The following is a 19,947-nucleotide window of genomic DNA, read 5'->3' on the forward strand; positions in this document are numbered from 1 at the left end:
GAAATATAGACACGGTCGGCAAGGACGTAGATCAGGGCGAACCCTAGTGAGGCTTGGTGTGGACGCCGATGTGGATAGCGCAGGCCATCCTCTCGTGGGGACACGATCCGGAACGGGGTGGTGCATGCCGCACCGTCGCTGCGCAAGGCATGGACACGTGGTTCGGTGCAATCGCCATCCGCGCCACTGGTGGTGGGGATCGGCGGCGAATCGAATGTTTTCCCTGTTGTGGGGCGTGGCAATAAGACTCGATCCGGCTGCTCCGTCAGCCACGGATTTGACGTTGCGATCTCCCTGTTTACCCTGATGCCGCGGACAGGAATTCCGGGCCTATAGTCGAGAGGTTTTATTTGCGAATCTCTATTTCATATATGGAACAAAACGCGCCCAATACGACATATCGCGCCGATACCGGCCAGCAGCCTGATTTGCTGGCCGTGCTCGATACCCATTTCGCCGAGCGCGAAGTCTTGGTGGGCAATGACGCCACGCGCGTGGCGTGTCGGATCGGCGGCACACGGGGTCCGGTTGTCGTGCTGCTGCATGGCATCAGCTCCGGTGCGGCATCGTGGCTGCCGTGCGCGAGTCTGCTGGCTGCTGGCGCGCGAGTCATTGCGTGGGATGCTCCGGGCTACGGCCGGTCCACGCCGTTACCGATGCCGAATCCCACCGCACGCGACTATGCGTTGCGACTCGAGCAACTGCTGGGCGCGCTGAAAGTCCGTCCCGACCTGATCGTCGGACATTCGCTTGGCGCATTGATGGCATCCGCCTACGCCGCGCATGCACCGAACGATATGCAGCCCGGACGTTTCCTGTTGCTGAGTCCGGCGTTGGGATACGGTGCGGCAGGCAATGAAGAAAAGTCACGCGCCGTGGCGCAACAGCGTATCGATGCATTGGAATCGCTCGGCGTCGAAGGTCTTGCGCAACGCGGCCCCACGCGTCTGCTGAGTCCGGCGGCCACCGCCGATGCGCAGGCATGGGTGCGATGGAACATGGCGCGGCTCAATCCCGATGGCTATCGCCAGGCCGTGGCGCTGCTGTGTGGCGATGATATCCATCGCTATCTCGATCAGCGCCAGGTGCCGGTCGAGATTGGCTGCGGCAGTGAGGATGTGGTGACCACGCCGGTTGCATCGTCCGCACTTGCCGACCGCTTTGCATTGCCGTTCCACGCCATCGCCGATGCAGGTCACGCCTGCTATATCGAGCAACCTCAAGCCGTCGCACGGGTGGTGCGCGCAGCACTGCCTCCCCTCTGAGTTTCTTCGCCGTCACGAACGCTGGCCGACTATCGGTCGGCGTCTTCTTCGTCACGGGTTAACCCCAGTCTATTTTTAAAGCGTCGTTGTCTATAGTCGTACCTGTGTTCAATATTTAAACTCGTGTTTCATAGGTAAAACGCAGGGAGCGCGAAGACCTTCGAACGCGACAGCCGATTGAGCCAGCCGTCCCACACAAAGCAAAGCCATGGAGCAAAGCGCAATGGAAAGCCTCGCGTACAACCCGAACCTGGTGCCCTGGGAGCGTCCCGCACCCAACAACGTGGCCGGCAAGGGTCATATCGAGAAGCCCGGCCATGTTCAGAACATCGTCTGGCAAACGCGCGCCGCCGCACCCACCGCCTATGAGAACGCGCTGGGCGATGCGCTCGAAGCCGCCTTCGAAGGCGGTGCGAAATCTCCGGAAGACATCGTGCGTGCATTCAACCGTGCGAATTTTCTGAGTGCGGACGGCCAGCCATGGACCGAAGCCGCCTTCCTCTCCGAAATGCGCCGCCTGGGCGCCTGACCGGCCCAGCCAACGCAGCGACATACAAGCGAGAGCACAGACATGGAATCGAACAAGCAAGCACGCGCCGAAGCGCGACTGAACAGCGGCCTGCGCAACTACTGGTATCCGGTGGTGGCGTCGTGGCAAGTGGGCGCGGCACCCATCGGCATCACGCGCCTGAGCCAGAACATCGTGGTGTGGCGTGACAGCGAGGGCCGCGTCAGCGCACTGGAAGACCGTTGCCCGCACCGTGGCGCGCGTCTGTCGATGGGCTGGAACCTCGGCGACCGCGTGGCCTGCTGGTATCACGGCGTGGAAGTGGGTGGCGACGGCCAGGTCAAGAGCGTACCGGCCGTGGACAACTGCCCGCTCGAAGGCCGCACCTGCGTGCGCAGCTATCCGGTGCAAGAGCTGGCCGGTGCGATCTTCCTGTGGTTCGGCGACCGCGCACCGACGGATGCCGACGCCCTGCAACTGCCCGAGGAACTGGTCAGCGACGAACACAGCAACTTCCTGTGCGTGGCGCACTGGGATTGCAACTACCGCTACGCCATCGACAACGTGATGGACCCGATGCACGGTGCCTACCTGCATGCGGTGTCGCACTCGATGGCCAGCGGCGAGAAGTCGGCGGTGATGCAGGTCGTGGAAACGGATCACGGTCTGGTCTTCGAGAAGACCGGCCAGCGCGGCGTGAACTTCGACTGGGTGGAGTTTGGCGAGACCGGCACGATGTGGCTGCGTCTGTCGATTCCGTATCGCGACAAGGCTGGCCCCGGCGGTCCGTTCGGCATCGTTGGTATTGCCACGCCGGTCGATGAAGAACACTGCATGGTGTACTTCTGGCGTACCCGTCATGTGCAGGGCTGGGAGCGCGACGTGTGGCGCTTCCTGTATCGCAATCGTCTGGAAGGTCTGCACTGGGACGTGCTGGAGCAGGACCGCGTGGTACTCGAATCGATGGCCCCGCAGGCACGCGATCACGAAATGCTCTATGCGCACGATGCCGGCATCACGCGCGTGCGTCGCCTGCTGAAGCGTCGCGCCGATGCCGAGGTGGCAGACGAACCGGTGGCGATGCTGCAACCGGTGTCCGGAGCCGCGACCCATGCCTGATTTCTCGAACGCGCCATCGAAGGCCAACTTGCTCGCTGGCCGACGCGTACTCGTGACGGGCGCCGCACGCGGACTGGGCCTGGCGTTTGCCACGGCGATTGCCGAAGCGGGCGGTCGCGTCGCGATGGCCGACATCCTTGCGGATCGCGTCAACGAATCGGCCGCCGTATTGAAGGCGCGCGGTTTCGATGTGGTGGCATTGCAGCTGGACCTCAACGATCCCGCATCGGTGCAAGCGTGTGCCGATGCTGCCATCGAAGCGCTCGGCGGTCTCGATGGACTGGTGAACAACGGCGCAGTAACCGACTCCGGTGGCCGTGACCTAACGGGTTTGGAGGTGGCAACGTGGGATCGCGTGATGAACGTGAACGTACGTGGCACCTGGCTGATGACTGCCGCTTGCACGGCGGCGCTGCGTGAAAGCGGACGCGGTGCCGTGATCAATCTCGCATCGGACACGCCGCTGTGGGGCGCACCGAACCTGCTGGCCTATGTGGCAAGCAAGGGCGCGATCATCGCCATGACCCGCTCGCTGGCACGTGAACTCGGCGACGGCAACGTCACGGTCAACGCCGTGGCGCCGGGCCTGACGCTGGTGGAAGCCACTGAATACGTGCCGCAGCATCGCCACGACCTGTATCGCAACCAGCGCGCCATCCAGCGCGAACAAGTACCCGATGACGTCAGCGGCGCCGTGCTGTTCGCGCTGTCCGACCTCGCCCGTTTCGTGACCGGCCAGACGCTGGCGGTCAACGGCGGCTTTGTCATGCACTGAAACCAGAGAATCCGAGGAATCCAAATGAGCGATCTGTCGCAACAGCAAAACATCAAGCGCACGTGGGAACAACCCGAGGGCGCATCGTTCGACCAGTGGATGGAATCGCGCGTGGCGCGCTTCAGCACCCGCCGCTATGACTGGGACGCCCTGAAGTTCCAGGCCGACTACGACCCCAAGTATCGCCGTGCGCAGATGCGCTATCTCGGTACGGGCGGCACGGGCGTGTCTACCGACACCAACACGGTGCCGTCGGAGCACTTCACATTCTCGACCATGATCATCCCGGCCGGTCATGAAGGCCCGTCGCACCTGCACACCGACGTGGAAGAAGTGTTCTTCATCCTGCGCGGCAAGATCAAGCTGATCCTGGAAAAAGACGGCGAGCGCTTCGAGACGATCCTGACGGACCGCGATCTCGTGTCGGTGCCGCCGGGCGTGTATCGCGAAGAAATCAATATCGGCGAGGAAGACGCGCTGATGTGCGTGATGCTCGGCGCCAAGAAGCCCATCACGCCGACGTATCCGCCCGAGCACCCGCTGACCAAGGTCAAGCGTTAAGCCGCTCGATCACGCGATAGAGACAGAAGAAGCCGACCCCACATCATGAGCGCCAATCCATCCGCTGTTGCCGACATCGAGGTTGCAGCATCGACGCCAGAGGACAACCTGGAACGCTACATCGTTCCGGGCCTGGAACGCGGCCTGCGTCTGCTGGCCGAGTTCAGCGCGCGCGATCGTGTGCTGTCCGCAGCGGACCTGTCGCGCCGACTCGATGTGCCGCGCTCCACGGTGTTCCGCCTGCTGGCCACGCTGGAATCCACGGGCTATGTGGAGCGTGCCGATGGTGGCCGTGAATACCGGCTGGGGCTCGCGGTGCTGCGGCTCGGCTTCGACTATCTCGCATCGCTGGAACTGACCGAACTGGGCGCGCCGCTGCTGAATCGCTTGCGCGACGACATCGAGTACCCGTGCAACCTCGTGGTGCGCGATGGCCGCTCGGTGGTGTACGTGGCCAAGGCTGCGGCATCGCGTCCGTTTGCGAGCAACGTCAACGTCGGCGCGCGCCTGCCCGCGCATGCCACGGTACTGGGTCACGTCTTGCTGGAAGACCTGAGCATTGCGCAATTGCGCGAGCTGTATCCGGAAGCGCAGTTGCAGGTCTATTCGGACAACACGCCACGCACCGTGGAAGCCCTGTTCGCACTGGTGCAACAAGTGCAGCAGCGCGGTTATGACCTGCAGGAAGGCTTCTTCGAAACCAGCATCTCCACGATTGCTGCGCCGGTGCGTGATCGCACGGGCAAGGTCGTGGCGGCGCTGGGCACGACTGTGCCTGCGTCGCGGCTGCCCGCAGAAGAGTTGCAGGGCATGACAGACAAGGTGAGGGAATCGGCGGGCGAGCTGTCGCGCCTGCTGGGCTATCGGGCACATCGCCACGCAAAGGCGATGCAGGCCCGGGTCGTATCGATGGTCCGAGACTAGAAAAGGGAAGGGGACGATGTCCATGATTGAACTCGATGGCAAGGTTGCCGTCGTCACCGGTGGGTCCTCCGGCATCGGACTCGCCACGGTCGAGTTGCTGCTGGAAGCGGGTGCTGCCGTTGCGATGTGTGGCCGCGATGAGGCGCGCCTGCGCAGCGCAGAAGCCGCACTGCGCGAACGCTTCGCAGGCTGCAAGCTGTACGCGGCACCGTGCGACGTACTGAAGCCCGAACAGGTCAACGCATTCGCCGCCGACGTGGCGCGCGAGCTCGGACCCGTGGACATGCTCGTCAACAACGCCGGCCAGGGCCGCGTGTCGACGTTCGCCACCACAGAGGACACCGCATGGGTTGAAGAACTGCAACTCAAGTTCTTCTCGGTGATTCACCCGACGCGTGCTTTCCTGCCGCAGCTCGAACAGTCCAGGCAGGGTGCAGTGGTGTGCGTGAACTCGCTGCTCGCTACGCAGCCGGAGCCGCATATGGTGGCCACATCGGCGGCACGCGCTGGCGTACACAACCTGGTGCGCTCGCTCGCAACGGAGTTTGCGCCGAAGGGCGTGCGCGTGAACGGCATCCTGATCGGTCTGGTGGAATCGGGCCAGTGGCGCCGCCGCTTCGAAGCGCGTCCGCAGGAAGACCAACACCTGGACTGGGCCGCATGGACCGCGCGCCTCGCCAAACAGAAACACATTCAACTGGGCCGTCTTGGCCTGCCACAGGAAGCCGCCCGCGCCATCCTGTTCCTTGCCTCGCCGTTGTCTTCGTACACCACGGGCAGCCATATCGATATTTCCGGAGGACTCTCCCGTCATGCGTAACGAGCAACAACAAGTCACCGTGGGCTGCGCCATTGCAGCCTTCCTGGAGCAGTGCGGCGTCAAGGCCGCCTTCGGCGTGATCTCGATCCACAACATGCCCATCCTCGATGCGATGGGCGAGCGCGGCAAGATCCGCTTCGTTCCCGCGCGCGGCGAAGCAGGCGGCACGAACATGGCCGATGCGTACGCACGCACCACGGGCAGCCTCGGCGTGTGCCTGACGAGTACGGGCACTGCCGCAGGCAACGCAGCCGGTGCGATGGTGGAAGCGCTGACCGCAGGCACGCCGATGCTGCACATCACGGGCCAGATCGAAACGCCGTACCTGGACCAGAGCCTCGCTTACATCCACGAAGCACCGGACCAGCTCACGATGCTGAAGGCCGTGTCTAAGGCTGCGTTCCGCATCCGCAGCGCCGACACCGCCATCTCCACGATCAAACTGGCCGTGCAGACCGCGCTGACCGCGCCGACCGGCCCCGTCAGCGTGGAGATTCCCATCGACATCCAGGCCGCACTGATCCCGATGCCGAGCGACCTCAAGCCGCTGCCGGTGCCTGTGCACCAACCGTCGGCGCATGCACTCGACGCACTGGCCGAACGACTGATCAAAGCCAAGCGTCCGATGTTGTGGCTCGGTGGTGGCGCCCGTCATGCCAGCAAGCAGGTGAAGCGTCTGATGGACATGGGCTTTGGCGTGGTGACGTCCACGCAGGGTCGCGGCATCGTGGCGGAAGACGATCCCCGTTCGCTGGGTGCGTACAACCTGCACAAGCCCGTGGAGACGTTCTATCAGACGTGCGATGCGATGGTTGTGGTGGGTTCGCGTCTGCGTGGCAATGAAACGCTGAAGTACGAATTGAAGCTGCCGCGTCCGCTGCTGCGTATCGACGCAGATCCGGCATCGGAAGGCCGCTGCTACCAGAGCGATTACTTCGTCAGTGGCGATGCCGCGCTCGCACTCGACGGTCTGGCTGATCGCCTCGCAGGCCGCATGCAGATTGACGCCACGTTTGCCGATGATCTGCGCCGCGCGCATGACGTGGCCGTCGGTGCACTGGTCGATGGACTCGGTCCGTACAGCGCGCTGGTGCAGGCGCTGCAGCAATCCGTGGGCCGCAACTTCAACTGGGTGCGCGACGTCACGGTGTCGAACAGCACCTGGGGCAATCGTCATCTGCAGATCTTCGATTCGCGTGCAGGCGTGCATGCACTGGGCGGTGGTATCGGCCAGGGCCTGGCGATGGGTATCGGCGCGGCAGTGGGCGCTGCGGCCACGGTGTCGGGCAAGAAGACGTTCATGCTGGCTGGCGACGGTGGCTTCATCCTGAACCTCGGTGAACTGGCAACGGCTGTGCAGGAACGCGCCGACATGGTCATCGTGCTGATGAACGACAAAGGCTACGGCGTGATCAAGAACATCCAGGACGCGCAGTACGGCGGCCGCCGCCACTATGTCGATCTGCATACGCCCGACTATGCACAACTGTGCCAGTCGCTGGCGCTGCGCCATCGCCGCGTGAGCAGCCTGGCCGATGTGGGTGCCGCACTGGAAGAAGCCACGATCGAGCCGGGTCCGTTCATGCTGGAAATCGACATGCTGTCGATCGGCACGTTCAAGACCGTGTTTGCCGGCCCGCCGGTCAACAAGCAGGCCGAGATGGCGAACACCGCCGCGCTGGCCTGAGGAGAAACGTCCATGCTGCATGTGTCGATGGTGGGTTGCGGGGCGATTGGCCGCGGCGTGCTGGAGTTGCTGAAGGCTGACCGCGATGTCGTGTTCGATGTGGTGATCGTGCCCGAAGGCACGATGGACGAGGCGCGTGGTGCGCTGTCTGCCCTCGCGCCCAACGCGCGCGTGGCCACGCGGCTCGCCGATGGGGCGCGTCCGGATCTGCTCGTCGAATGCGCAGGACACCGCGCGCTGGAAGAGCACATCATCCCGGCGCTCGAACGCGGCATTCCGTGCATGGTGGTGTCGGTCGGCGCACTCTCCGAACCGGGCGTGGCCGAACGGCTGGAAGCGGCGGCACGGCGTGGCAACACGCAGGTGCAGTTGCTGTCCGGTGCCATCGGTGCCATCGACGCATTGGCCGCTGCGCGAGTGGGCGGTCTGGACGAGGTGATCTACACGGGCCGCAAGCCGGCGCGCGCATGGGAAGGCACGCCCGCAGCGGACCTGTTCGATCTGGCCGGGCTGAAGGAGCCGACTGTGATCTTCGAAGGCACGGCACGCGATGCGGCGCGTCTGTATCCGAAGAATGCGAACGTGGCGGCTACGGTATCGCTGGCCGGGCTGGGTCTGGATCGCACATCGGTGAAGCTGCTGGCGGACCCGTCCGCAGTGGAGAACGTGCACCACGTGGAAGCACGCGGCGCATTCGGTGGCTTCGAACTGACGATGCGCGGCAAGCCGCTGGCGGCGAACCCCAAGACGTCCGCACTGACCGTGTTCAGCGTGGTCCGCGCACTCGGCAACCGCGCGCACGCGGTGTCGATCTGATCCGATAACGAGATTTACCGAGACTTCCTCATGACGACGCAACAAGTCCTTCCAATCTGCATCGCCGGCGAATGGCGCCTGGGCACGGGAGACCGCTATGCCACGCGCTATCCCGCCACGGGCGAGGTCGTGGCCGAACTCAACGCGGCCAGCCTGGCCGATGTGGAGGAAGCCATCGAGGGTGCGTGGCGTGCCTTCCGTATCAGTGGCTGGGCACAGCGCAAGCCGCATGAGCGCGCCGCCGTGCTGTATCGCGTGGCCGACCTGATTCGCGCGAAGTCCGAGGCACTGGCCCAGCGACAGCGCCTGGATAACGGCAAGCCCATCAGCGAAACGCGCGCACTGGTAGCCAGCGCCGCCAGTACGTTCCAGTTCTTCGGTGCGGCACTCGAAACGTTGGAAGAGCAGATCACGCCGCAGCGTGGCGACTGCCTGACGATGAGCGTGTACGAGCCGATGGGCGTTGTAGCGGCCATCACGCCGTGGAACTCGCCGATTGCGAGCGAAGCGCAGAAGATGGCGCCGGCACTGGCCGCTGGCAATGCGGTGATTGTCAAGCCTGCGGAAGTCACGCCGCTGATGGCGCTGGAACTCGCACTGATCTGCGAGGAAGCTGGCGTGCCCAAGGGCCTGATCAGCGTGCTGCCGGGCAAGGGTTCGGTCATCGGCGATGCCATCACCAAGCATCCACTGGTGCGTCGCGTGTCGTTCACGGGCGGCACCACCACGGGCAAGCACATCGCGCATATCGCTGCCGACAAGATGATGCCGGTGTCGCTGGAACTGGGTGGCAAGTCGCCGACCATGGTCTTCGACGATGCCGATCTCGATCATGCGGTGAATGGTGTGCTGTACGGCATCTTCAGTTCGTCGGGCGAATCGTGCATCGCGGGTTCGCGTCTGTTTGTGGCGCGTTCGCAGTACGAGGCGTTCATCGACCGTTTGGCCGCCGGTGCCGCAAAGCTGCGCGTGGGCGATCCCGCCGATGAACGCACGCAAATGGGGCCGCTGATTACCGATCGGCACCGCGACAGCATCGAATCGTATGTGGCAGCGGGCGTGGCCGAAGGCGGCCAGTTGCGTACGGGTGGCGTGCGTCCCGAGGTGTCGGGCTTGTCGAACGGTTACTTCTATCGCCCGACCATCATCGAAGGCCTCGATAACAATGCGCGTATCTGCCAGGAAGAAATTTTCGGGCCGGTGCTGGTGGCGATGCCGTTCGATGACGAAGACGATCTGATCGAACAGGCCAACGACAGTGTGTATGCGCTGGCGGCGGGCATCTGGACGCGCGACTACAAGCGCGCATGGCGCGTGGCACGATCCGTGCAAGCCGGTAACGTATGGATCAACACGTACAAGCAGTTCTCGATCTCGACCCCGTTCGGCGGCTGGCGGGACAGCGGCCTGGGTCGCGAGAAGGGACGGCTGGGCATCCTGCAGTACATGGAACAAAAGAGCGTGTACTGGGGCCTGAACGAACAACCGCTGCCGTGGGCCGGCAACTGAGCCGACGGCGCGACGGAGACTGGAAATGAAAGTATTGGGAATCGACGAGATCGTCTACGGTGCCGATGATTTCGATGCATGCCGTGGCTTCTTCAGCGACTGGGGCCTGACCATCAAGCGCGACGATGCCGACGGTCTGGACTTTGAAACGTTGAACGGCTGCCGCGTGCTGGTGCGCAAGATGGGTGACGCAGCACTGGCACCGGCCATCGAAGACGGCCCGACCCTGCGCGAAGTGGTGTGGGGCGTGGATAACGAGGCATCGCTGCGCGAACTGCGCGAAGCCATCGCGGGCGAGGCGACGTTCGTCTCGCAACAGGGTGGTGCACGCATTGGCTGCACCGATCCGAACGGCCTGGCCGTGCGCTTCCAGGTGTCGCGCAAGCATGACGTGCAGGTGGATTGCGCGCTGATGAATACGTGGAACGAGAAGCCGCGCATGAACCAGCGCAGCCCGATCTACGAACGTGCGGTGCCGATCGAAGTGGGCCACGTGGTGTTCTTCGTCAAGGATGTGAAGGCGACGGAACAGTTCTACATCGAGAAGTTCGGCTTCGTGCAATCGGACAACTACCCGGACCGCGGCGCGTTCCTGCGCTGCACGGCGGAGGGCGGTCACCATGACCTGTTCCTGCTGCAGTTGCCGCATGGCAAGGCCGGTCTCAATCACGTGGCGTTCACCGTGCGCGATATCCACGAGGTGTTCGGCGGTGGCATGCATATGTCGCGCACTGGATGGGATACGCAACTCGGCCCGGGCCGCCATCCGATTTCTTCGGCGTACTTCTGGTACTTCAAGAATCCGGCCGGCGGACTGATCGAGTACTACGCCGACGAAGACCAGCTCGATGCGCACTGGGAGCCGCGTGCATTCGAACCGGGCCCGACGATGTTTGCGGAGTGGGCCATCGAAGGCGGCCTCGATGGCAACACGCGCCGGCAGAAGAACGCCGGTGGTCCGGAAGGCAAGTTCCTGACGGAAAAGCGTTGAGTCGTGTAAGCGTCGAAGTGTTGAAGCTGTAGAAGGAAGGATCGAGTGATGAGTGCCAGCCAATCCCTGACCCTGCGCGTGCAGGCCATGCGTTTCGAAGCACGCAACGTCGTCAGCGTCGAACTGCGTGACCCCAACGGTGCGCAATTGCCCGAGTTCGCACCGGGTGCGCATATCGATTTGCATCTTGCCAACGGCCTGGTGCGCAGCTACTCGCTGTGCGGTGCGCCGGAGCAGCGTGACCGCTACACGGTGGGCGTGCTGCAGGACCGCAACAGCCGTGGTGGTTCGCGCTACGTGCATGAGCAACTGCGCGTGGGCGCCACGCTCACTGTGGCCGTGCCGCGCAATCACTTTGCGCTGGACGAGGATGCCGCGCATACGGTGCTCGTGGCCGGTGGTATCGGCGTGACGCCCATCGTCTGCATGGCACGCCGTCTGGCGGAGCGCGGCAAGCCGTTCACGCTGCTCTACTGCGCACGCTCGCGCGAGGAAGCGGGTTTCGTCGAACAGTTGTCGGCCTACGGCGATGCCGTGCGTTTTCATTTCGACGACGAAGCCGGCGTGCCGCCCGATATGAAGGCGATGCTGGCCGGGCAGGACGCTACCACGCATTTCTACTGCTGCGGTCCCGGACCGATGCTGAATGCCTTCGAGGCCGCGTGCGAAGCGCACGGCTATCCGAACGTTCATATCGAGCGCTTTGCCGCTGACCCGGCTACGCAAACAGTGCAGGAAGGCGAGTACAGCGTCATGCTGCAACGGACCGGCAAGCAGGTGAGCGTGCCGCCCGGCAAGTCGCTGCTCGATGCGCTGCTCGAGTCGGGCGTGCAGGTGGAGTACAGCTGCCGCGAAGGCGTGTGCGGCTCCTGCGAAACGGCCGTGATCGAAGGCTGCCCCGAACATCGCGACAGCGTGCTCAGCAACAGCGAGCGGGCGTCGAACAAGACGATGATGGTCTGCGTATCCGGTTGCAAGGGGCAACGCCTGGTGCTCGACCTGTGACGGATCTTTGATGTTCCCCTGATGTACGCGCCGCGACCTGCTTGCTCGCGGCTCTTCGAAGTTCGCCCCCCGCTCATTCGAGCCGCTCCAGCGGCCGCGCGCCGGGCAACCTGCCCCACACGATTCGGAAATGCATAACGTGTTGATCGATAGAGACGACGCCGCGATTTCAGCGGCAGGCGCGCACGCGTCCGCAGTGGCCGCCCCCGGCGCTGCAACCCCTTTCGCCGGTACGCACACCACGCATCATTCGCCAGGCAACGTCACGCGCGGCCAGATCGTCGCGCGCATCGAACGCATGCCCGGCAACATGATGCATGTGCGTGCGCGATTGCTGATTGGCCTTGCCACGTTCTTCGATGGCTTCGACGTGATTGCGATTGCCGCCACGCTGCCGCTGCTGATCGGGCACTGGTCGCTGACGCCCGCGCAGATCGGTATTCTGATTGCCGCGCCCTCGGTGGGACAACTCGTGGGTGCACTGCTGTTCCCCGCATTGGCCGAACGCTTTGGCCGCTTGCGCTCGATTGGTTGGAGTGCGGGCATCATCGGCCTGATGAGTTTGCTCTGCGGTTTCGCACCATCGTTCGAGATCTTTTTGCTGCTGCGCATCGTGCAGGGTCTGGGGCTCGGCGGCGAGTTGCCCGTGGCCGCGACCTACATCAACGAGGTCACGCGCGCGCATGGACGTGGCCGCTTTGTGCTGCTGTACGAAGTGGTGTTCCCCATCGGCCTGATGGTGTCGAACGGACTGGGCGCCGTGCTCGTGCCGCGCTATGGCTGGGAGGTGATGTACTTTCTCGGTGGCGTGCCGCTGGTGCTGTTCTTTGTGTTGCGGCGTCTGGTGCCCGAGTCGCCGCGCTGGCTGGCCGAGAAGGGCCGCATGGCCGAGGCCGATGACGCATTGCGCCAGTTCGAGGCGCGTGCGAAGACACCGCTGCCGCCGGTGGGTGATACCTCGCGCTTCGATGCGATGGCGAGCAAGCATCCAAAACGCCGTGTGCGCGATCTGGTAAGCGGCGCGTATCTCGGCCGCACGGTGGCCGTGTGGATGCTGTGGGCGACGTGCGGCTTTATCCAGTACGGATTGTCGACGTGGCTGCCCACGGTCTACAAGACGGTTTATCACGCCCCGCTGCAACTCGCGCTGAACCTCGCGGCAGGCGCATCGGTGCTCGGTGTGGTCGGTTCGCTGGTCTGCGCGATGATCGTGGATCGCGTGGGACGCAAGCCGGTGATAAACGTGTCGTTCGTGCTGTGCGCGGTGTCGCTGCTGCTCGCTGGTGTGTTCCACGCTTCGTCGGTGTACGTGGTGGCCACGTTCTGCTCGCTGGCGATGGGCTTCCTCGCGTGCGGCTTCATCACGGCCTACGTCTACACGCCGGAGTTGTATCCGACCAGCATCCGCGCGATGGGCTGCGGCCTGGGCGGCGCATGGCTCAAGATCGCGGCGATCTTCGCGCCGGGCCTGATCGGCGCGACCATCGGCACCGGCAATCTCAGCGTGGCGTTCTACGGCCTGGCCGTGGTGCCGCTGCTGGCCGCCGCAACCGTGTTCTGGCTCGGCATCGAAACAAAAGGACAGGTGCTCGAAGAACTCGAGGTCTGATTCGCACAGTGGTTGTTGTCGCTGCGCCCCGCCACCGACTTTCCCGGTGGCGGGGCTTTTTTGTTGGTGCGTGTTTTGTAATGAGACGAATCTGAAAGCGCGCTTGGCGCCTGAAATCCAATGGTATTTCGGAAGTTGATCCTTTAAGTTGTGGGGACGGTCAACGGTGTCTGGGTCTGGGCATGGGATGACCGCAGGTGACAACGGAAGCGTGTTCAACAACGCAAGGGTCAATCGATGACGACGATGAGTTTGACCGGTACGGGCGATGCAAAGTCAGCCGGAGGTCAATGTTTCGGGAAAGGGGTTTTAGAGATGGAACGTGAGAACGAAAGCAGCAGGCCGGGCGGCAATGCCGGTGATGTTGGATGGCGGCTGACAGCGAGCATGATTGGTGCAGGCGTCAGTTTTATTCTGTCCATGTTCATGTTCATCAACGGAAACATGAACGAGAAGGTGGCGCCTACCGCTCAGGCCATCGATGCTGGCAACGCGCGGATCGCTCGGTTGGAGGGTACATCGGCGCAGACGGTAAAGGAACTCGCCGAGTTGAACGGGACGGCTAAAGGGCTAACTCACCGTGCCGACGGAGTCGAGAAGCGGCTGGACAGGATGGACGCACACATACGCAACGAGTTTGAGAGAGTGCACGACAAGCTCGACCGCGTCCTGGAGTCCCAATCGAGGCGACGCTAGCCACCCTACGACATCACTCCTTCCCCGAGCCCGTGCAAATCCCATGCAGCTTGCGCAGTCCCGTATAGAGACCTTGCCGCTCTTCCGGCGACAGCAGCCGGATGACCGATGCCTGGCCGCGTCGGGCTAGGGGGATGACTTGCGCATGCAGCGCGGCGCCTTGCTCGCTGATCTTGCAGGCGAGACGTTTGCGCGGCGTGCTGCCTTCGGATTCAAGGATCACAAGTCCACGGTCTTCGAGCAGGCGAAGCGTGCGGCTGACCAGCGCCTTGTCCGAGGTGGATTGCTTGACGAGTTCGGCGAAGGACATCGCTTCGCCATCGGCAGCCAGCAGCGCGAGGATGCGCCACTCGGGCACGGTCAGGTCGAACTGGGTGGCGTATGGCTCTGTCACGCTGTTGCGCAGGGCCGTCACCAACTGGCTCAGCATCGTCGTGAGGAAGTCATTGACGGTCAGGCCGTTGCCGGCTTCGTCCAGGCTCGACCAGGGGTCGACCGGTTCGACGTCGATGGGGGCGATGTGGGGGGTGCTGGACATAAGGCGTGCGCAGAAACTGCGTGACAGAAAAGTTTGGGGGCTCACCCGAACGGGCTACGCGATTGTCTCATATGAATTGTTGTTCGCAACTTTGTGCTGCGAAAGGACATTTACCTACCGCGCAGCAACTGTCAATCCGGAGTTATCTTAAGTTGAGTCATCAACAACGCTAACCTACATTCAAATCGTTCCTGTTGTGAATCTTGGTTTTATATATAAAACACATCTGCTAGTGTTCGAACTGCACCAGTGCGCCTTGGCGCGTGCGGTAACGGGGAAGCATGTTATATCGATCCGTTGCCGTGCATTGGCTGAATGGCTAACCGAACGTGAGGTAGAGAGAGACCATGAGCAAGGACACTCCCGCAGAGGAGACACAGGATTCGCAGGACAAGTACATCGTGCCGGGCCTGGAACGGGGGTTGCGGCTGCTGGGCGAATTCAGCAGCAAGGACCGGACGCTGTCGGCGGCGGAGCTGGCTCGCCGGTTGAAGGTGCCGCGCTCGACCGTGTTCCGATTGCTCGCGACGCTGGAAATGATGGGGTTTGTCGAACGCACCGATGGTGGGCGCGAGTTCCGGCTTGGCATGGCGGTGTTGCGGTTGGGGTTCGACTATCTGGCATCGCTGGAGCTGACGGAACTCGGGCGGCCGTTGCTGGACCGGTTGCGGGACGAGATCCACTACCCCTGCAACCTGGTGGTCCGGGATGGGCGGTCGATCGTGTATGTGGCGAAGTCCGTGGCGGCGCGTCCGTTCACGAGCACGGTCAATGTGGGCACGCGCCTGCCAGCGCATGCCACCGTGCTGGGACGCATCCTGCTGGAGGACCTGACGCTGGGCGAGTTGCGGGAGTTGTATCCGGAGCCGCGTTTGGAAGTGTTTTCGGACAGCACGCCGCGCACGGTGGAAGAGTTGTACGAGATGGTGCAGCGCGACCGCGAGCGCGGTTACGTACTGCATGAAGGTTTTTTCGAGGCCAGCATCTCCACCATCGCCGCGCCGGTGCGTGATCGCACCACGCGAGTGGTGGCGGCTCTTGGTGCGACGATTCCGGCGGCACGGATTGAAACCACGCTGCTCGACCCGATGGTGGAGCAGGTGCGCGAAGCCGCCGCGGAGTTGTCGCGATTGCTGGATTACCGGCCAGGCCTGAGCGGCAGGGTGGCCGGCGCTTGATATCGCCGCATCCACCACAGGCAGGAAGAGAAACATGCAGGACGGCAGCCACATCCAGATTCGGCGCAGTGCGTTTCGATGGCTACGCAGCGTCGCAGGTCTCGCAGGCATCGCGGCGACAACCGTAGTGCTGAGCGCAGGCGCGGCACATGCGGCCTGCACGACAGTGCGCATCGTGGTGCCGTTTCCCGCTGGAGGGCCGGCGGATCAACTGGCTCGCACGGTCTCGCAAGGGTTGCAACCGCGCAAGGGTGTGCCGATCGTCGTGGATAACAAGCCCGGCGCGAACGGCAATATCGGTATCGATGCGGTGCGTCGCGCGGCGGGTGATGGATGTACCTGGCTGGTGGTGCCGGCTGGCAACCTGACGATCAATCCCACGTTATTCCCCGCGCTGTCTTATCAGGTGGCGCGCGATTTCCGGCCAGTCTCGCTGCTGGCCAGTTCGCCCAATGTGCTGGCCGTGCATCCTTCGGTCAAGGCGCGCACCGTGCCTGAACTTGTTGCACTGGCGAAGGAAGCGGATCGCAACAAGTCGCCGCTCGGCTATGCCAGTCCCGGTGTAGGCAGTGGCCTCCATCTCGCTGGCGAACTATTCCGCAACAAGGCCGGCGTGAACATGCTGCACGTCCCGTACAAGGGCACCGCGCAAGCCATGACCGATGTCGCGGGCGGGCAGGTGCCCGTGCTGTTCGGTACGTGGCCGACGCTGGCGCCATTCATCCAGTCTGGCGCGTTGCGTGCGATTGCGGTCACGCAGTCGAAGCGTTCGCCGGCTGCGCCCGATGTGCCATCCATGGCGGAGCAGGGCATGCCCGGTATCGACGTCAGTTCCTGGTATGCGTTGCTCGTGCCGTCGGCCACGCCGAAGCCGATGGCCGATGCATTGTCCGTCGAGATCCAGACGCTGTTCGGTTCGGCAACCGTACGCAGTGATCTGCAGCGTCAGGGGCTGGAGCCCGTGGCGAGTACTCCCGAAGCGTTGGCCGCACGCATCCGCGAAGACACCGCGGCGTGGACCACGCTGATCCGCACGTACCACATCACGGCGGAATAGCCTCGGCGCCTGGTCAGGCGCACCCATCGCATTCATCTCTTACTCACCAGTGCTGTATCTGGTCGCACCCATGCCGTGCAGGGGGGCGTGCGGCCGTTTTTTTCCTGCACATACGGGGCAACCATGGACTTTGTGTTGAACGGAAAGACGACCCGCTTCGACGGCGACGGCGATACGCCGCTGCTGTGGGTGATTCGAGACGATGCCGGGTTGACCGGCACCAAGTACGGATGCGGCATTGGCGCATGCGGCGCCTGTACCGTGCATGTGGATGGCAATGCGCAGCGGTCCTGTGTCACGCCGGTCTCGACCGTGGCGGGACGCAACGTGACGACGATTGAAGGGCTATCGCCCGATCGGTCGAGCAAGGTCCAGAAGGCGTGGATCGCCAAGGACGTGCCGCAGTGCGGCTACTGCCAGTCGGGCATGGTGATGGCGGTCACGGCATTGCTCAAGCAGAACCCGCATCCCACTGACCGCGACATCGATGCCGCAGTCAGCAACCTGTGCCGCTGCGCCACCTATCACCGCATCCGGGAGGCCGTCCATGCTGCAGCAAAGTGAACATGCCGTGAATGTGTCGCGTCGTGGCTTCCTGAAAGGCAGCGCGGCGCTGGCCGGTGCACTGTGCATTCCGCTGCCGGTACTCGCATCGGGGCGAACCGTCGATAGCGGTCCGCATGGCACGAACGAAATCACGGACTGGATCTGGATCGAGCCGAACGGCAAGATCACGCTCGGTCTGTCGCAATGCGAATGCGGGCAGGGCGTCTACACGGGGATGCCGCAGATACTGGCCGACGAACTCGACGCGGACTGGGAGAACATCACCGTGACCTTCGTCACCGGACGCGATGCGTATCGCACCGGCGCCGCCTACGAGGAACCGCAGCAGTTTGTTGGCGCATCGATGTCGGCCACGCTGTTCTATCAGCGGTTGCGTATCGCTGGCGCACAGGCGCGTGAAGTGCTGACGATCGCAGCGGCGAAGCAGTTGCATGTGCGACCCGGCCAGTGCTACACGGAGAAAGGCCGCGTGTTTCACGGCGCCACCGGGCGGTCGATCGGTTATGGCGAACTGGCCGAAGCGGCGGCGAAACTTCCACTCAATCCGACGCCGCGCCTCAAGGCCGAAGCCGACCACAAGCTGATCGGAAAGAATCTGCTGCGGCTCGATACACCGGCCAAGGTCGATGGCTCGGCAGAGTTCGGCATCGACGTGCGCGTGCCCGGCATGCTCTACGGCGCATTGAAGATGCCGCCCACCGTGACCGGCAAGGTCACGGGCATTCGCAATGCCGATGTGGTGAAGGCCATGCCCGGTGTGCAGGCCGTGGTGCAGGCGCCGGATGCGGCCATCGTGGTGGCAACGAGCTACTGGCTGGCGAAGAAGGGTGCGGATGCACTGGAACTGGAAGTCGATCCCGGTGCGTCGCGCGATCTCGACAGCGACAAGATCATGGCCGCACGCGTGGCCGCGCTCGGTGCGCCCGAGGCCGTGGTCGCCACGACACTCGGCGAACCCGATGCCGTCCTGGCGGCGGGCGGCAAGCGCGTGGAAGCGGACTATCACACGCCATACATCGTGCATGCCACGATGGAATCGGTGAACGCCACCGTCCATGTGCGCGACGATGCCATCGAGGTATGGGGTCCGATCCAGGGGCAGGATTTTGTGCGTAATGCTCTGGGCAAGCTGTACCAGCGCAAGCCCGAAACGATCATCGTCCACACAACGTTTCTCGGCGGCAGCTTCGGTCGCAAGTTCCTGCCGGATTTTGTGGTGCATGCCGCGCGGGCATCGGCAGCGGTGGGCAAGCCCGTCAAGGTGATTCGCTCGCGCGAAGACGATATCCGCCATGGCTTCTATCGTCCTGGCGTGTCGGGCCGCTTCCGCGCGGTGCTCGACGAGAAGGGCATGCCGAAGGCGATGCATGCGCGGCTGACCGGGCAATCGCTGTACGGCGTCATCAAGGCCGAGCGCATGGCGCAGCACGGCGGCTGGGACGAGACGATGCTGGAGGCGATCTACGATTGCGTCTATCGCGTGCCGAACCTCAAGGTCGATATGATCGACGTGAAGCAGCCGATTCCGGTCAGCTTCATGCGTAGTGTGGGATCGACGTCGAGCATTTTCATGCTGGAGAGTTTCGTCAACGAGATGGCCGACGCGGCGGGCATGGACCCGTATCGCTATCGCCGCGCGCTGCTCGCGCATAACCCGCTGGCCGTGCGTACGCTCGATGCGGCGGCCAAGGCGGCGAACTGGGATCGCAAACCTGCACCGGGCGTGACGCGCGGCTTCACGTTCAATCTCTACACGGGACGCGGCGAGGCATTCCAGACCTACGTGGCGATGGCGCTGGAACTGGAGCGTGCTGGCAAGGCATTCAAGGTGCGGCGCGTGGTGTGCGCGGTGGAGTGCGGACGCTCGATCAATCCGAATCTGATCCGCGCCAATATCGAGGGCGGCATCGGATTTGCGCTGACCAACACGCTCAAGAGCGAAATCACGTTCAAGGGCGGCGTGGTGCAGCAGAGCAATTTCCACGACTACCCGCTGCTGCAGTTGTCGGAGATGCCAAAGATCGAGACGGTGATCGTGGAGAGTGATCGTCCGCCGCAAGGGTGTGGCGAGGTGTCGTTAGGGCCAACGGCGCCGGCTGTGGCGCATGCGTTGTATCAGGCGACGAAGAAGCGGAGAAGGGCGATGCCGATGGGGTTGGAGGGGTAAGCAGCTTTTGCTCGACCACTTGTTTGCTCCCCTCTCCCGCGAGCGGTGTATAGCCCGGACACATAGGTAACACCTGTTCGGAGACATGGGTAACACATCTAGACTGGCTGGCAGTGTCTTTTGGGAGACCTGCCATGCCGTGGAAGGAAGTGTCA

General features: G+C 63.5%; 19 protein-coding genes. 18 read left to right on the forward strand and 1 reads right to left on the reverse strand.

The window, feature by feature from the left end:
- Positions 1-371: 371 nt before the first annotated feature.
- The 14 genes from FFS21_RS19290 (at position 372) to FFS21_RS19355 (ending at position 14,285) form a co-directional block, all read left to right on the forward strand.
- Positions 372-1,265: an alpha/beta fold hydrolase gene (locus FFS21_RS19290; RefSeq protein ID WP_137926385.1), complete on the forward strand. Its 894-nt coding sequence runs from the start codon at positions 372-374 to the stop codon at positions 1,263-1,265.
- Between the two features lie 223 nt (positions 1,266-1,488).
- Positions 1,489-1,794, forward strand: a complete 306-nt coding sequence (locus FFS21_RS19295) for a recombinase-like helix-turn-helix domain-containing protein (protein WP_370459359.1) — start codon at positions 1,489-1,491, stop codon at positions 1,792-1,794.
- 42 nt (positions 1,795-1,836) lie between these two features.
- A complete protein-coding gene (locus FFS21_RS19300; protein WP_137926387.1) occupies positions 1,837-2,892 on the forward strand; it encodes an aromatic ring-hydroxylating dioxygenase subunit alpha in 1,056 nt (351 codons plus the stop codon).
- Entirely contained in the window at positions 2,885-3,667 is a 783-nt protein-coding gene (locus FFS21_RS19305; protein ID WP_137926388.1) for an SDR family oxidoreductase, read from the forward strand. The genes FFS21_RS19300 and FFS21_RS19305 overlap by 8 nt, the downstream gene beginning before the upstream one ends.
- Positions 3,668-3,691: 24 nt before the next feature.
- Positions 3,692-4,228 carry a cupin domain-containing protein gene (locus FFS21_RS19310; protein WP_137926389.1) on the forward strand — a complete coding sequence of 179 codons (537 nt, stop codon included), beginning with the start codon at positions 3,692-3,694 and terminating at the stop codon, positions 4,226-4,228.
- A 45-nt stretch (positions 4,229-4,273) separates the two neighbouring features.
- The gene (locus tag FFS21_RS19315) at positions 4,274-5,152 is read left to right on the forward strand and encodes an IclR family transcriptional regulator (RefSeq protein ID WP_137926390.1); all 879 of its coding nucleotides are present in this window, start codon (positions 4,274-4,276) and stop codon (positions 5,150-5,152) included.
- Positions 5,153-5,168: 16 nt separating this feature from the next.
- Positions 5,169-5,972 carry an SDR family oxidoreductase gene (locus FFS21_RS19320; RefSeq protein ID WP_137926391.1) on the forward strand — a complete coding sequence of 268 codons (804 nt, stop codon included), beginning with the start codon at positions 5,169-5,171 and terminating at the stop codon, positions 5,970-5,972.
- Positions 5,965-7,659, forward strand: a complete 1,695-nt coding sequence (locus tag FFS21_RS19325; RefSeq protein ID WP_137926392.1) for a thiamine pyrophosphate-binding protein — start codon at positions 5,965-5,967, stop codon at positions 7,657-7,659. The genes FFS21_RS19320 and FFS21_RS19325 overlap by 8 nt, the downstream gene beginning before the upstream one ends.
- Before the next feature lie 12 nt (positions 7,660-7,671).
- The gene (locus FFS21_RS19330) at positions 7,672-8,475 is read left to right on the forward strand and encodes an aspartate dehydrogenase (protein WP_137926393.1); all 804 of its coding nucleotides are present in this window, start codon (positions 7,672-7,674) and stop codon (positions 8,473-8,475) included.
- 30 nt (positions 8,476-8,505) lie between these two features.
- The gene (locus FFS21_RS19335) at positions 8,506-9,984 is read left to right on the forward strand and encodes an aldehyde dehydrogenase (RefSeq protein WP_137926394.1); all 1,479 of its coding nucleotides are present in this window, start codon (positions 8,506-8,508) and stop codon (positions 9,982-9,984) included.
- 25 nt (positions 9,985-10,009) lie between these two features.
- Complete coding sequence (locus FFS21_RS19340) at positions 10,010-10,975, forward strand: VOC family protein (RefSeq protein WP_137926395.1); 966 nt, start codon at positions 10,010-10,012, stop codon at positions 10,973-10,975.
- 48 nt (positions 10,976-11,023) lie between these two features.
- Positions 11,024-11,980 carry a PDR/VanB family oxidoreductase gene (locus tag FFS21_RS19345; RefSeq protein WP_137926396.1) on the forward strand — a complete coding sequence of 319 codons (957 nt, stop codon included), beginning with the start codon at positions 11,024-11,026 and terminating at the stop codon, positions 11,978-11,980.
- 145 nt (positions 11,981-12,125) lie between these two features.
- Positions 12,126-13,589 carry an MFS transporter gene (locus FFS21_RS19350; protein WP_502705184.1) on the forward strand — a complete coding sequence of 488 codons (1,464 nt, stop codon included), beginning with the start codon at positions 12,126-12,128 and terminating at the stop codon, positions 13,587-13,589.
- Positions 13,590-13,826: 237 nt separating this feature from the next.
- The gene (locus tag FFS21_RS19355) at positions 13,827-14,285 is read left to right on the forward strand and encodes a hypothetical protein (protein ID WP_137926398.1); all 459 of its coding nucleotides are present in this window, start codon (positions 13,827-13,829) and stop codon (positions 14,283-14,285) included.
- A 13-nt stretch (positions 14,286-14,298) separates the two neighbouring features.
- Here FFS21_RS19355 and FFS21_RS19360 read toward each other — a convergent pair whose 3' ends face one another.
- Positions 14,299-14,823, reverse strand: coding sequence for a MarR family winged helix-turn-helix transcriptional regulator (locus FFS21_RS19360; protein ID WP_137926399.1), 525 nt, complete (start codon positions 14,821-14,823; stop codon positions 14,299-14,301).
- A 347-nt stretch (positions 14,824-15,170) separates the two neighbouring features.
- On the opposite strand from FFS21_RS19360, the gene FFS21_RS19365 reads away from it, so the two are divergent.
- The 4 genes from FFS21_RS19365 to FFS21_RS19380 all read left to right on the forward strand — a co-directional run bounded on the left by FFS21_RS19365 (position 15,171) and on the right by FFS21_RS19380 (position 19,792).
- Positions 15,171-16,001 carry an IclR family transcriptional regulator gene (locus FFS21_RS19365; protein ID WP_137926400.1) on the forward strand — a complete coding sequence of 277 codons (831 nt, stop codon included), beginning with the start codon at positions 15,171-15,173 and terminating at the stop codon, positions 15,999-16,001.
- Between the two features lie 34 nt (positions 16,002-16,035).
- Positions 16,036-17,058 carry a Bug family tripartite tricarboxylate transporter substrate binding protein gene (locus FFS21_RS19370; protein ID WP_137926401.1) on the forward strand — a complete coding sequence of 341 codons (1,023 nt, stop codon included), beginning with the start codon at positions 16,036-16,038 and terminating at the stop codon, positions 17,056-17,058.
- A gap of 123 nt (positions 17,059-17,181) precedes the next feature.
- Positions 17,182-17,622, forward strand: a complete 441-nt coding sequence (locus tag FFS21_RS19375; protein ID WP_137926402.1) for a (2Fe-2S)-binding protein — start codon at positions 17,182-17,184, stop codon at positions 17,620-17,622.
- Entirely contained in the window at positions 17,606-19,792 is a 2,187-nt protein-coding gene (locus tag FFS21_RS19380; protein WP_137926403.1) for a xanthine dehydrogenase family protein molybdopterin-binding subunit, read from the forward strand. The genes FFS21_RS19375 and FFS21_RS19380 overlap by 17 nt, the downstream gene beginning before the upstream one ends.
- The last annotated feature ends 155 nt before the right edge of the window (positions 19,793-19,947 follow it).

Source organism: Cupriavidus sp. 2SB (assembly GCF_005503625.1).
Lineage (GTDB): Bacteria > Pseudomonadota > Gammaproteobacteria > Burkholderiales > Burkholderiaceae > Cupriavidus.